Source organism: Patiriisocius marinus, from assembly GCF_008974325.1.
Classification (GTDB): Bacteria; Bacteroidota; Bacteroidia; order Flavobacteriales; family Flavobacteriaceae; genus Patiriisocius; species Patiriisocius marinus.
Genome location: NZ_BKCG01000001.1, coordinates 143896 through 157778 on the forward strand (window position 1 = coordinate 143896; position 13883 = coordinate 157778).

At 33.5% G+C, this 13883-nt stretch carries 13 protein-coding genes; 6 read left to right on the plus strand and 7 right to left on the minus strand.

From position 1 onward, the window contains the following. Nucleotides 1-25 precede the first annotated feature (25 nt). The 3 genes from paaA to GBH57_RS00650 form a co-directional block, all read right to left on the minus strand. Nucleotides 26-982 (minus strand): 1,2-phenylacetyl-CoA epoxidase subunit PaaA, encoded by a 957-nt coding sequence (paaA, locus tag GBH57_RS00640; RefSeq protein ID WP_151672121.1) that lies wholly within the window; start codon nucleotides 980-982, stop codon nucleotides 26-28. Nucleotides 983-1033: 51 nt separating this feature from the next. Continuing rightward, on the minus strand, nucleotides 1034-2107 hold the full coding sequence (gene paaE / locus GBH57_RS00645; protein WP_151672122.1) for a 1,2-phenylacetyl-CoA epoxidase subunit PaaE: 1074 nt from the start codon (nucleotides 2105-2107) through the stop codon (nucleotides 1034-1036). Nucleotides 2108-2233: 126 nt separating this feature from the next. After that, entirely contained in the window at nucleotides 2234-2800 is a 567-nt protein-coding gene (locus GBH57_RS00650) for a TetR/AcrR family transcriptional regulator (RefSeq protein ID WP_174844025.1), read from the minus strand. 140 nt (nucleotides 2801-2940) lie between these two features. Here GBH57_RS00650 and GBH57_RS00655 point away from each other — a divergent pair, with 140 nt between their 5' ends. The 4 genes from GBH57_RS00655 to GBH57_RS00670 all read left to right on the plus strand — a co-directional run bounded on the left by GBH57_RS00655 (nucleotide 2941) and on the right by GBH57_RS00670 (nucleotide 5898). After that, complete coding sequence (locus tag GBH57_RS00655) at nucleotides 2941-4671, plus strand: aromatic amino acid hydroxylase (RefSeq protein WP_151672123.1); 1731 nt, start codon at nucleotides 2941-2943, stop codon at nucleotides 4669-4671. Between the two features lie 41 nt (nucleotides 4672-4712). Then, nucleotides 4713-5090 (plus strand): nuclear transport factor 2 family protein, encoded by a 378-nt coding sequence (locus tag GBH57_RS00660; RefSeq protein WP_151672124.1) that lies wholly within the window; start codon nucleotides 4713-4715, stop codon nucleotides 5088-5090. A gap of 68 nt (nucleotides 5091-5158) precedes the next feature. Further along, a complete protein-coding gene (locus tag GBH57_RS00665; protein WP_151672125.1) occupies nucleotides 5159-5464 on the plus strand; it encodes a rhodanese-like domain-containing protein in 306 nt (101 codons plus the stop codon). A gap of 197 nt (nucleotides 5465-5661) precedes the next feature. Continuing rightward, nucleotides 5662-5898 (plus strand): thermonuclease family protein, encoded by a 237-nt coding sequence (locus GBH57_RS00670; protein ID WP_151672126.1) that lies wholly within the window; start codon nucleotides 5662-5664, stop codon nucleotides 5896-5898. Between the two features lie 2 nt (nucleotides 5899-5900). Here the strand turns inward: GBH57_RS00670 and GBH57_RS00675 are convergent, their stop codons facing one another. The 4 genes from GBH57_RS00675 to GBH57_RS00690 form a co-directional block, all read right to left on the minus strand. Further along, on the minus strand, nucleotides 5901-6506 hold the full coding sequence (locus GBH57_RS00675; RefSeq protein ID WP_151672127.1) for a DUF4230 domain-containing protein: 606 nt from the start codon (nucleotides 6504-6506) through the stop codon (nucleotides 5901-5903). A 129-nt stretch (nucleotides 6507-6635) separates the two neighbouring features. Beyond that, nucleotides 6636-9410, minus strand: coding sequence for a TonB-dependent receptor (locus GBH57_RS00680; protein WP_151672128.1), 2775 nt, complete (start codon nucleotides 9408-9410; stop codon nucleotides 6636-6638). Between the two features lie 155 nt (nucleotides 9411-9565). Next, the gene (locus GBH57_RS00685) at nucleotides 9566-10459 is read right to left on the minus strand and encodes a GLPGLI family protein (protein WP_151672129.1); all 894 of its coding nucleotides are present in this window, start codon (nucleotides 10457-10459) and stop codon (nucleotides 9566-9568) included. A 144-nt stretch (nucleotides 10460-10603) separates the two neighbouring features. After that, complete coding sequence (locus tag GBH57_RS00690; RefSeq protein WP_151672130.1) at nucleotides 10604-11437, minus strand: GLPGLI family protein; 834 nt, start codon at nucleotides 11435-11437, stop codon at nucleotides 10604-10606. A gap of 152 nt (nucleotides 11438-11589) precedes the next feature. Here GBH57_RS00690 and GBH57_RS00695 point away from each other — a divergent pair, with 152 nt between their 5' ends. After that, on the plus strand, nucleotides 11590-13155 hold the full coding sequence (locus GBH57_RS00695) for a sensor histidine kinase (RefSeq protein WP_151672131.1): 1566 nt from the start codon (nucleotides 11590-11592) through the stop codon (nucleotides 13153-13155). After that, nucleotides 13155-13838, plus strand: coding sequence for a response regulator transcription factor (locus GBH57_RS00700; protein ID WP_151672132.1), 684 nt, complete (start codon nucleotides 13155-13157; stop codon nucleotides 13836-13838). Before GBH57_RS00695 ends, GBH57_RS00700 begins: the two co-directional genes overlap by 1 nt. Nucleotides 13839-13883 lie beyond the last annotated feature (45 nt).

The following is a 13883-nucleotide window of genomic DNA, read 5'->3' on the forward strand; positions in this document are numbered from 1 at the left end:
CTCAAGATTGAAAACTCCCTACTATTTATATCGCTTCTTTTAATTTTCTTGCTTCTTTTTTATCTGCATACGCCATTGCTGCATCACGAACCCACTCTCCGTTTTCCCAAGCATTCACTCTGTCTTTCATTCTTTTTTTGTTACAAGGACCGTGACCTTTTACAACTTGCCAGAACTCATCCCAGTTAATTTCTCCAAAATCATAAACACCTTTCTCTTCGTTCCATTTTAAATCTGGATCTGGTATTGTTAAACCAAGAAGTTCTGCTTGAGGTACTGTTTGATCTATAAATTGCTGACGAAGATCATCGTTAGATTTTCTTTTTAGCTTCCATTTCATAGATTGCTCCGTATGTATACTTTCTGCATCTGTTGGCCCCAACATCATTAGACTTGGCCACCACCATCTATTTAATGCATCTTGCGCCATGTCCTTTTGCTCTTGAGACCCATTACAGAGTTTTAACATAATTTCAAAACCTTGTCTTTGATGGAAACTTTCTTCTTTACAAACACGAACCATTGCTCTTGCATAAGGACCAAATGAAGTATTACAAAGTGGCACTTGATTAATGATGGCTGCTCCATCAACTAACCAACCTATTGCTCCCATATCTGCCCAAGTGACTGTTGGGTAATTAAAAATTGAAGAGTACTTTGCCTTTCCTGAATGCAACTGCTCATATAACTCATCACGAGAAACCCCTAAGGTTTCACAAGCTGAATACAAATACAACCCATGCCCAGCTTCATCTTGAACCTTTGCTAATAATGCAGCTTTTCGTCTTAAAGAAGGAGCTCTAGTAATCCAGTTTCCTTCCGGTAACATTCCTACAATTTCACTATGTGCGTGTTGCGACATCTGCCTAATATGTGTTTTACGATACTTCTCTGGCATCCAATCTTTAGGCTCAATTTTTTCGTCTCGCGCTATGCGTGCCTCAAAAATTTCTTCTAAATTTTTAATTTGTTCGTTGCTCATAATTATATATTTAAAAACTCATAAACTTTAAGTGAATCTATTTACTATAAATTACACATCAAAGTCTACTATTACTTTATCTGTTGTTGGGACAGCTTGACAACTCAAAACAAGGTTTTGAGAGACTTCTTTATCACTCAACGCATAATTAATTTTCATCTCTACATTCCCATCAATTACCTCACATTTACATGTACTACAAACACCACCTTTACAAGCAAATGGCAAATCTGCCCCTGCACCTAAAGCTGCGTCAAGAATATTATCATATTCTTTAGTCATTATAAACGAAAATTCTTTACCTCCGTCAACTATGGTAACTTCAGTACCCTCTACATTTTGTTGTGCCAAACGTTCTTGTCTAGCTTTATCTTCTTCCGTTAATCCAGTTACAAATAACTCAAAGTGGATATTTTCTTTAGGCAATCCTGCATTGACCAAGTAATTACTTACATAGTTCACCATTGTTTCTGGACCACAAAGAAATACGTCGTTAGTATCAGGTATATCGATAAACGTTTTAGTTAACACTTGCATTTTATCATCATCAAAACGACCATTGAATAACTCGATATCTCTTTTCTCTTTTGTTAAGAAATAATAGATTTCAAATCGTCCAAAATACTTGTTACGTAATTGCTCTAACGCTTCTTTGAAAATAATAGACTTTGCCGTTTTATTTACATAAAAAAGCTTGCAAGTAGACTTTGGCTCTGCTGCTAAATGCGCTTTTACCATAGACAGCACTGGCGTGATTCCACTACCTGCTGCAAAAAATAAATAATTTTTCTCTTCGGAAGGTTGACATTCAACTCCAAAATTTCCACTAGGAGCCATTACTTCTAATTCGTCCCCAGTTTTCAGCTTTTCATTTACAAAAGTCGAAAAGGCACCTCCCAGTATTTGCTTTACAGCAACTTTCCATTCTCCATCAACAGGACTTGAACATAAACTGTATGAACGCCTTGTATCGTTACCATCAATTTCGGCTTTTAGAGTTAAATGTTGCCCTTGGCGAAACTGGAATTCGCTTTTAATTTCCGAAGGAACATCAAAGCTAATAACCGATGTATCATCCGTCTCTTTATAAATGTCCTTTATTTTAAGTTTGTGAAATGTAGCCACTAGTATTTATTAGTTTTATTATCACAAAACTAACGATTGTTAGTTAGAATTGCAAATCATTAATTAATGCTTATAATTCTGTTTAAATAGATGGATTTTTTATGTTAAAATCAGCTTTTAAATAAGTTAGATAATTCCATTAATTAAGACTGAAACCATATCTTTTTTAAGCACATTAACATCCATTTTTCCACGTTTCTCATTCCATAGATATAACGTTCTTAAAGTTGACAGAATTGAAAATAAAATAACCTCGGGGTGCTGCGATTTAATATTTCCTTCGGAAATACCCAACTTTATTATTTTTCTGAAATTTTCTTCATAATCCTCCCGCATCTTCACTACCCGATTTAGAGCTATTCCTTCAAGATGCATCCAATCGTTATTAAGCGTCGCGATGTTATCAGGGAAATTGACTGTTACATCAATATGCATTTCAATCACCTTTTCGATTTTTTCAATAGGATTTAAAGAAGCAGTCATTACCTGAGACATTTGAGAAGTAAATTCCTCTCCAACCTCTATAATTAATGTTGCTAGTATTTCTTGTTTTCCAGAAATGTGGTTGTATAAACTAGCAGCTTTGATATCTAAGGCTTGTGCTATATCGCGCATAGAGACAGCGCTATAACCTCGCTCTTTAAATAGACGTGAAGCAATCTGGATTATTTCTTGTTTGCGCGTAATACCCATATAATGTAAAGATAAATTTTGAAATCGAATTAATGCCCAAATTGAAATTGAATTTTAAGCTTCGTAAGTAGGTTGTTAATTAAAGGTGAAAACTTCTTTCTACAAACAACTATCGGCAATCATTTTGCTACTTTTGAAGTATGAACGAAGGACGTATAGAAAGCAACGAGCTACTCGATAGATTGCCACCACATTTAAAGCAATATATTAAGCCACAAAACTATGAATATTACACGCCTATTAACCAAGCGGTATGGCGATTTGTAATGCGTAAAAATGTAGATTATTTAAGTAAAGTAGCACACGAAAGTTATCTCGACGGCCTTAAACAAACTGGTATTTCAATTGACGAAATTCCATCCATGTATGGAATGAATCGCATATTGAAAGAAATAGGCTGGGCAGCAGTTGCCGTAGATGGTTTTATTCCCCCAAATGCTTTTATGGAATTTCAAGCATACAAAGTGCTTGTAATTGCTAGTGATATTAGACAATTAGACCATATTGAATATACACCTGCTCCAGATATTATTCATGAAGGCGCAGGACATGCACCAATTATCGCTAGCCCTGATTATGCAGAATATTTAAGACGTTTTGGAGAAATAGGCGCTAAAGCAATTTCTAGTGCGCACGACATGGAAATGTATGAAGCTGTTAGAGAATTATCAATTTTAAAAGAAGCTGAAGGTATTTCTTTGCAAAAAATTGAACTAGCTGAAAAGCGTGTTGAAGAATTACAAAACAAAGAAGTTACTCCTTCCGAAATTTCACTAATAAGAAACCTTCATTGGTGGACTGTTGAATATGGAATGGTGGGAACTTTAGAAAACCCAAAAATATATGGTGCTGGTCTTTTATCCTCAATAGGCGAAAGCGAATGGTGTATGAAGGATGAAGTAAAAAAACTACCTTATTCTATAGATGCAGCTTATCAAGATTTTGATATCACTAAGCCGCAACCTCAATTATATGTAACACCAGATTTCGCTTATTTACAACAAGTATTAGAAGAGTTTGCTAATACTATGGCAGTAAGAAAAGGTGGATGGAGAGGCCTAAACAAACTAATAGAGTCTAAGCAATTAGGGACAATTGAAATATCGACAGGCTTGCAAATTTCAGGAGTATTTAAACGAATGATTCGCAATGAAGACAATGAAGTTGTTTACTTTGAAACAGAAGGAAAAACTGCTCTTGCGTATAGAGAAACTGAAGTTATTGGGCACGGAACTTCAAGACATATTAATGGATTTAGAAGTCCGCTAGGAAAGCTACGCGGCATTAATCTTTCTATTGAAAATATGGGCCCTCGTGATCTGGCAGCTTATGATTTTTACGATGGAAAACCCATTGAATTTGAGTTTGAAAGCGGAATCAAAGTAAAAGGTATGAACGTTACTGGAATGCGTAATTTGAAAGGAGAGCTTATGCTTATTCAATTTAATGATTGCACTGTAACATATAAAGACGAAGTATTATTTACGCCACAAGATGGTGATTTTGACATGGCTGTTGGTAAAGAAGTAATTTCAGCATTTGCAGGTGCAGCAGACTACCTGTCGTTTGATTTAGTAGAGCATGAATTAAGCACTTTAGGGGATGTTTCGGAAATGAGTATTTCTGATAAAAACCTAAACAGTTTATACCAAAAAGTTAGAAGTATTAGACACAATAATTCAGTGGACACAACTGCTATTGAGGCTATCTTCAATACGCTTAAAAGTGATTTTCCAAAGGATTGGCTTTTAGCATTAGAAATGTATGAACTCACAAAAGCTTCGGAAATTTTACTACATTTAAAATCGTTAGAAAAAACAAGACCTGAAGTTTCTCACTTAATTAAAGCAGGACTTGAACTTATTAAATAATAAGTATAACCTTTGAAATAACATTTGACAATTTTTGAGATATGAACTTAGCAAAGAATAAAGAAAATGCAATTGCTTTTTACAAAATGGCATACGAGGGAAATCCAAAAAAAGCAGTTGAATTATATGTAGGAGAAACATATATACAACACAATCCAGACGTGGCAGATGGCATACAAGGGTTTATTGACTATTTTGAGAGAATGAAAAGAGATTATCCTAATAAGTCAATCAATTTTGTAAGATCAGTTGCCGAAGGACATTTAGTTTCCTTACATACACATCAAATTTGGCCTGATAATGACCAATACATAACAATGGATTTTTTTAGATTTGATGACTCTGGAAAAATTTGTGAGCATTGGGATGCCATACAGCAAGTTCCTAAAAGCGCTACAAACAACAATACCATGTATTAATTCAGGAATATTTCAGAATTAAATAATAATTAAAGCTTCATAAATACGAGCGTTAAAAAAATATACAAATGGGATTATTAGATTTATTATTTGGTAACAAAACCAAGAAAATTCAAGATTTCACAAGTCGTGATGCAGTTATTTTAGATGTTCGTTCAAAAGCGGAATATAATAGCGGAGCAATCCCTGGTTCAAAACACATCCCTCTTCAACAAGTTGCCTCTAAAATTTCGGAAATTAAAAAATGGAACAAGCCTGTAATAACTTGTTGCGCTAGTGGTATGCGAAGCGGAAGCGCCGCTGCTATATTAAAAAGTAATGGCATTGAAGCTATGAATGGTGGAGGATGGCAATCACTTTACCAAAAATTGTAATCGAGCTTTATCAAGCCACCTTAAGGTAAAATAGTACAGATCTAAACTCGCATATACTTTTGTTTTTTAGTAGCTTTAAAAACTAACTAGTAAATAATATATATAATATGTGAAATTATAAAGCAGAAAATATCGCTTTCTACGATGGCGATACTGTTACAGTAAAAGTAGATTTAGGGTTTCTACATTTTCAAATAATGAAACTGAGACTTTTTGTTATTGACACTTTAGAGCTTAGAGGTCCTGATCGTGAACAAGGTTTAATTGTTCGTAATATTGTGAGAGAAATGATACTTAACAAAGAGGTAGAAATCCACTCTTACAAGGACAAACGTAGGAATTTTGGACGTTATCTTGCAACTAATATGATTGGCGAACTCAACCTCAACCAATGGCTTATTGATAATGGCCACGCTGCGTCTTATTTACTTTAATTCTAAAGTTTAAAATCGGTTTCTTCTAGAATTAGTTGATTGTTATATTCTAATGTCCATCCCATTGCATTGGTTAATAAATAGATTTTCTGAAGTTCAGAAATGAGCCTATTTTCTGCATTGGCTGTTAGACTTGAAGCTTCGATTTTTTTACGTAGGAGCTTTGTAACGCGTTTTTTAATTTCGTTATAATCCTTAGCTTCAAATTGGTTCAAGTATTCCTGAGTAATATCATAATACTCAATATCAGGATTAATTTTTAGTTCTGGCTCGGGGATATTTAGAATTCGAACAATTTTTTCTTCTTTTAAAATTTCGGTTTCAATTTTACTTAAATCATAGCTAATAAATGCTTCAGCGTTAACTACAACAAGCGCTTTCTTTTTAGAATCTACCAAGCCCATTAATAAGCTTTTAGTATCGTTATAAGTATAAATTTGAGAATAGGTCCCCTCTGTTACTATCAATTTACCTACGTTTCTAAGTTCTTTTTCAATTAAGGCACTAGTTTCATTAAGCTCATTTCTACGGTCCCTTTCTTGACTAAAATATTGAACCACACCAAAAAGTACTACCGCTATAAAAACACCTAAAAGTATTTTTCTCATTTCTGAAATTTTAATGAAAGGTAAATAATTAAACGATAAAAGCCATTGGCTAATTAACCAATGGCTTCCATATTATTTTAATTTTTCTCGCCAAAATATCAAATTTATGATATTTCCGAAGAAAACATTTTAGATATCATACTTAACAACTAGCATTACAATTCTAGGTAACACAAAATATTCTGAAGTACTACTAAGTTGTTGTTGCTCGTTAAAACTATCGTTATTTATACTTCCCGTATCAAGAATATTTGTTGCTTGAACTGAAAACTCCCAAGGACTTTCACCTTTTTGATAATATAAATTTGCATCAAAAAATGAGTAGCTGTTTTCGATAGTATTTTCTTGATTAGAGTAATCGTAAAAATCCCATTCGGCATTAAATGTAAAATCTTTTAAAAATTTAAAATCAACATTTGCATAAGGGCGTTGTGTTGTAAATTTTTGCTCTCCTGCACCATTATCATACTCATTTAAAGTAAGCCTGTACCCTACTTCAAAATTAGGAAACTCTTTAAAACTTGTTTGAGCACTTGCTGTATAACCTTGGGTGAAACTTGAACTCTCTAAAATTTCTTCATTGATATTATTAAAAGTATTACTCCAAGAAACATTTGCGTTTAATCTAAACTGCACTTTTTTCACTCGCTTGCTAAATCGTGCAAAAACAGAAAGTGATTCATCTGGAAAATTACTGTCAATATTAAAAGGAGAACTCACTTGACTAATACCTTCTAAGTCTGTAGTTTGCTTAATCGCATCGATACTACGGCTATAGTTTATGTTACCCGAAATATTTGTGTAATTAAACATATTGAAACTGAAATACGATAAGTTATATGTGTGAGCTAAAGAGTTTTCAAGATTTCTATTTCCACGGAAAAGCCTGTTGTAGCTATTAAAAACATAGCCTCTTGCATAGTCATTAATATCACTGTATTGTGCGTTAATAGAATAGTTAAATCTAATGTTTTCACTTTTCTTCAATTCCCAAATTACATTTAAATCTGGTAAAACCATCCAGTCATTTTGAGTTACCTCTGTGCCTAGTTGCTCATTTTTAAGACCGTAATTATGTAATGTCGCACCAGGAGTTAATGTGAATGCTCCTGTTTTCAATTTGTAATGTAAGCCTAAAAATGCATCAGTAAATGTGTAAGCTACGTCATTATTATAGTCTGCTCCAGTAAATGTATTTGTAGATTCGCCATCTAACAATTGAAAGATACCAGAGTCAAATTGTTGCTTACTAAAAGTACTTCCTAACGTTACATTTAAGTTACTCACATTATTTAAAACGTAGTAATAATCTACTTTTCCATCAAACTTGTTAGTGATTACATTTTTTTGCTGATTGATGCTAAATCTATCTGCATCAAATAATGGATCAAAAGTATCAGTACTTGTATCAGAAGGGTCTGCATTTGTCTCATCGATATCTGTAAATACTCCTCTAAATGGAACGGCATCTTGTACTGCCTGATAAAAAGGATCTTCATCTTGATACAGGTATTGTGCTTGACCTGCGAAAATATTTTTATCATTAAGCGTATAATAAGCGTTTAGATTTTGATTGATTGAGAAAGGCTTGTTTTCTAATTCTTCAGTTACATCGTTAGTAAAACCTTGAACAACTGAAAGTGTGTTTGAGTCTTCAGTTTGCTTTGAGGTTTTTATTAAAGCATCATAATCTAACTGGAAGTTTGTACTTGGTTTATACACACTACTTAGTTTCATCATCGCAAGTTGATTGCGAGTATCGCTATTGCTGTTTGTATTTTCAGTAATACCACTTAAAGCAAATTGCCTAACCGAATTATTTACAATGTTCGTTTTGTTATCACTTAAAATGGCAAAACCACTTACATCTAACTTAGGATTAACAGCATAGCTAAAGTTAGCCGCTAAAAACTTTGTGTCTAATTTATTTGCACGATTGTTTTGTGTTGTTGTAAAACCTAGGTCGCTATCCCTAACATTAAATGTGGTACCACCACCTCTATTAAAATTTCTAAATCCTCCAGTGAAATTAAAGTAATCTCTAAAAGTAAATGGCACTTCCCCTATATTATTAAAATCTGTAATAACATTAATACTATACTTAGGATTGTAATAAAAAAGTTTAGGATGAATCAAATAACTCCCGTCATCTTGATCTGAATTTGCTTCAGCAACACCTGCTCCTGCAGTAATTTCTCCAAACCAGAAATTTTTCTTTCCTTCTTTTAATTTTATATTAATTGCATAACTGTCTTGGTCATTACCAAGGCCTTTTAATTGCCCAACTTCATTGTAGTTACGCAACACTTCAACTTTACCCACAGCATCAGCAGGAATATTTTTAGTGGCTAATTTAGAATCACCATCAAAGAAGTCTTTTCCCTCGACCATTACTTTAGAAACCGTTTTACCTTCAATCTGTATTTCACCATCATCGTTCACTTCAAGACCTGGAAGTTTATCTAGTACATCCCCAAGTTTACGCTCTTCTCCACTAGTAAAACTATCTGCATTATAAATAATAGTATCCCCTTTTACAGTCACTGGCATTTCATAAATAAGTTCAACATCGTCCAGTAAATTATCTTGCTGTAAAAGCTTAAAGTTATAGTCTACATTTTCACCATCAGCAGGTACAACCAGCACTTTCTCAGCTGGATTATACCCTAAAAAACTTGCCTTCAATACATATGTTTCGCCTTTAGGCAAATCTAATTGGTACTTACCATCATCATTAGTTATCCCATAACTTTCAATAGCTCCTGAAGATTGTACGGTTGCAATAACGTTAGCTAAAGAGAGGGGCTCCCCTATACTATCCCTAATAAAACCTTTTACTTTTATTGACTGCGCAGAGGCTCCTACTCCACACAACAATACTGCAATTAATAGTATCTTTTTCATTTTTATTAATTAGTTGATTATTAATTTAAATTGACAATTTGCAAGATTTTTTTTGTTGAAATTTTGTAACTCTTCAAAATTTCGAAAGAAAAATGCGCTCAAAAGTTTTATACAGGTAAGCGCATTCAATAATTTATTGAGAAACTAAAATTAAATTAACCTCGTCCGCCTCTTCCACCTCCTCGGCCACCACGACCTCTAAAGTTTTCACGCATTTCGTCAGTTTTTTCTTTTACAATTTTTTGGTATTCTTCTCTTGTAACTTCTTTACCTTTAGTTGGAGCTTCAATTTTATCAGTATCCTTAGGGTTCATTATAATTTTAGAACACAACAATGTAGTTCTATGTGCATTTAGTTCAAGGATTAATCCCGGTAAGCCTGCATATTCCCCAGGACCATTTTTCACAGGAATCATAGGTGTGTACCACGCCGTAACAGTCACTTCTTTAGGTACTTCAATATTATCCATTGGGTCATCACTTTCCTTCTTTGTTAGCGAATCGTTTTTTTCTTCTTTAGCATTATTATCGCCTCTACCTCCTCTTGGCCCTCTGGGACGAGCCATACTAAAATCATTAGGATCAACAGCTTTTACTGCAGTTGCTTTAAATGCTACATATTGACCAATTTGCTTAGACTCCTTTGACATCACCCACTCTAATTGTGGAACTTCGTCTGTTACTAAAAACTCTTTTCCAAAAAATTCATTTTCTTCAATTAATTGATTAGTTTCTAAATTTTTATACTGCGCTCCAGGTGTGTAACTACTCATCATCATCCCAAAACCACCTCTTCCAGCATTGGTGTCAAGTTTTTCTTCTTCTTTGTAAATAGACTCGTTATTATTAAATGTGAGAATGTATGTTTTTTCTAAATAGCTTTTCATTCGATCAGCTATCGTTTTTTTCATATCCTCACTCATTTCTCTACCTCCAAAACCGTCCATATCCATAGTGGTTTTAGATTCGTAAAATGCCTGTCCGCTAATGTTTTGTGCCGAAATATTAATAGTAAAAAAGACGGCTAATGCAATTAAAAGTGTTTTCATAAGGGTTGTTGTTTATTTAGTATTAGTACTAAAGTTTCTGTTATGTTACAGCAACTTTAAATTTGTCTAACTATCTGTTAGACTACTATAAAAACCGCAACCCTCCCATGTTAAGAAATCTTTAACACTTAAAGCGTTTCTAATCTACATCCCACCATCAATTTCGATGGTAAAACCAGTATTGCCTTTACTCCCCTTTCGACTTTCAAACTGCTCCTGCATCTCTTTTCTTTTTTTCTCTTGTATTTTATCAAACTCATCTTGAGAAACTTTCTTCCCTTTTTTAGGTCGCTCTGTTGAGACTCCTTCTTTTGGATTCAAGACAATTTTTGAACAAAGTATGGTTAAATCGCCATCATTCACTTCAAGTACTAATCCTGGTAATCCATAATAATCGTCTGGCCCATGTTGTACGGGTATTGAAGGAGTGTACCACACTGTCAGTAGTATCACTTTTTCACTATCCTCATATTCTTGCTTTTCTTCATTGTAAATTCTATCGTTTCTAGTTTTTGTTTTTGTTGCTTTAAAACATACATACTCCCCTATGTTTTTCGTTTCCTTTTCGAGTTTCCATTCCTGATCCACAAGAGCATCTTGGATTAAAAATTCTTTACCCATTATTTCGGTTGCTTGGGTATAGGTTTTTTCTTTAGTATTTCGGTACACTAAATCATTTCCTCCAGAAACTATAATCTGAATTCCATCCCCTACTGCAGGTGGTGCAAGTGATTGCTCTTGCTCATATAATGACTCGGTAGTTGTAAAATTAAGCGTGTAAGTTTTCTGAAATTGTTTTTTCATTTGTGCGCGAAGTTGCTCCATCATCGCATCATCAATTCCAGATTCCTTTGCGTCATTTTCAGGAATGTCAAAACTTCTATCGGTTTTATAAGTAGCTATTCCATTGAATTCTTGAGCAATTGCAGTGCTTAACGAAAGTACAATTGTGAGTAGTAGTGTAATAAGTGTTTTCATTTTTCTGAAATTTTAATGATAATAAGTTGGTTCTAAATAAACGTACAGTTTTTACTTCATTAATATTTCCGAAGCTATTATTGCACACCACAAAGATGTACTAATTGTTTAGCTACAATAGTTAACGAACGTTAACGTGTGTTAAGCGGTTTGTGGAACACATATTTATGGTTGTTATTTGTACTATGCAAGAACGACACTACAAAACAATTTTATACTTTATTATCGCTGCGATACTTGGTACGCTAGCGATACAAGGATATTGGAATTATAAAAATTACCAAACGGGAAAGCAACAACTTATCAATGATGTTCAGGTTAGTTTAGATAATGCCGTGAACAATTATTATGCAAACAAAACGGAGCAACGTTTTAAAGATTTCGCTTTTGTTGAAGAATTAAAATCTGCAGATTCTATAATTAATAGATTTAGAAATGACAGTATTTTCATAGAGTTTGACAGAATAGATTCAATTTCTAAAGTAGATGATGCAAGTGTAGATATTATTCTTGAGCTTCAGGAAAACACTGCTCTAGGAGAAAGTGGGAAATTCACTTCAATGAGTTTCAAAAAAGGAAATACTAGAAGTAAAGATACGATCTACAAAATATTTAAATTGAATGATACCATAAACGAGTTTTTTTTTAATTTGGAAAACAAAAATGATTCCTTATTTAGTCACCCATTAGCACAACTTACTTCTCAAGTAATGTACTCGATGGCTGCTAAAAAAATTGATTTAAATGAAATTGACCAACTTTTAATGAAAGAGTTGAATAGTAAAAATATTCACGTAAATTTTAGTCTGTACTTTCAAAATGCATTTGCAGATGATCAAAGCAGTGGTTTTATTCCTGAAACTAGATCATATTTAACAGCAAAATCGAATAGTGCTTTTCTACCCAAGCATTCATTCTTGCAAATCAATTTCTCTAATATTCCCGAAACTATTTTAAAGAGAAATATCATAGGACTCATTATATCATTACTTTTCATTTTAGCCATTTCTGGATGTTTACTTTACTTATTAAAAGTGATAAAAAACCAAAAACAACTTGCCGAAATTAAAAACGATTTAATAAGTAATATCACCCACGAATTTAAAACGCCTTTAGCAACCATTGGCGCTGCAATGGAGGGAATCCAATTATTTAACAAAAATAATGATATAGAAAAAACACAACGGTATGCAGAGGTTTCATCAACACAAGTAAAAAAACTAACTACAATGGTTGAAAAACTTCTCGAAACAGCAACGCTTGATAGTGAAAATTTAGAGTTAAATATTGAGGAGACTGATCTTGTCCATTTATTAGAAACGGCGACCACAAAGGAGTCCGTACTTGCAAGTAACAAAGAAGTAACTTTTAACACAACTGCGCCTATTCTATCGTACCCTATTGATGCATTTCATTTTGAAAATGCACTCAACAACCTTATCGACAACGCAATTAAATATGGCGGAAACCATATTGAAGTCTCTATTTCAAGAACTAAAAATGAGATAGAAATAATAATTTCAGATAATGGAAAAGAACTCACAAATACTCAAAGCAAACAGATTTTTGAAAAATTTTATCGTGTTCCAAAAGGAAATACACACGACATAAAAGGTTTTGGGATTGGGTTATACTATACAAAAGCCATAATTGAAAAACATGGTGGAACCATTACAGTTCAAGTGAAACCAACTACTTTTAAAATAATACTATCCTAATGAGCAACGCACCTAAAATACTACTTGCAGAAGACGAACCCGCATTAGGGATGATTGTAAAAGAAAGTCTTGAAACAAAAGGTTTTCAAGTAACACATTGCATTGATGGTAGTACCGCTTATGAGAAATTTAAAAGCCAAGAAATTGATGCATTAGTACTTGATGTGATGATGCCTAAAAAAGATGGCTTTACACTTGCTAAAGAAATACGAGAAATTGACGCGCAAGTACCTATCATTTTTTTAACAGCAAAATCGCAAACTAAAAATGTTGTAGAAGGTTTCGAAAGTGGCGGAAACGATTACTTAAAAAAACCCTTCAGTATGGAGGAGCTTATTGTACGTATAAATAATTTACTTAATCGAAAGGAACTTCAAAATGAGCAAGCCGAAATTTTAATAGGTGACTACACGTTTCAATTTAAAAAACAAACCCTTCAATTTAAAGAAGAGGCTTGCATAAAGTTAACACATCGCGAAGCGCATTTACTTTTTCACTTAAACCAAAATAAAAACGAAGTCCTTGACCGTTCAACAATTCTAAACAAGCTCTGGAATAACGACGATTTTTTTAGTGCCCGAAGTATGGATGTATTCATCTCTAAACTCAGGAAAAAATTAAAACAAGACGAACGAATAGAGATTATTAACGTGAGAGGTTTTGGCTATAAATTAGTATATTAATTTAAAAGATTATTCAGGTTCAAGTTCCTCATAATTATAAGGCAC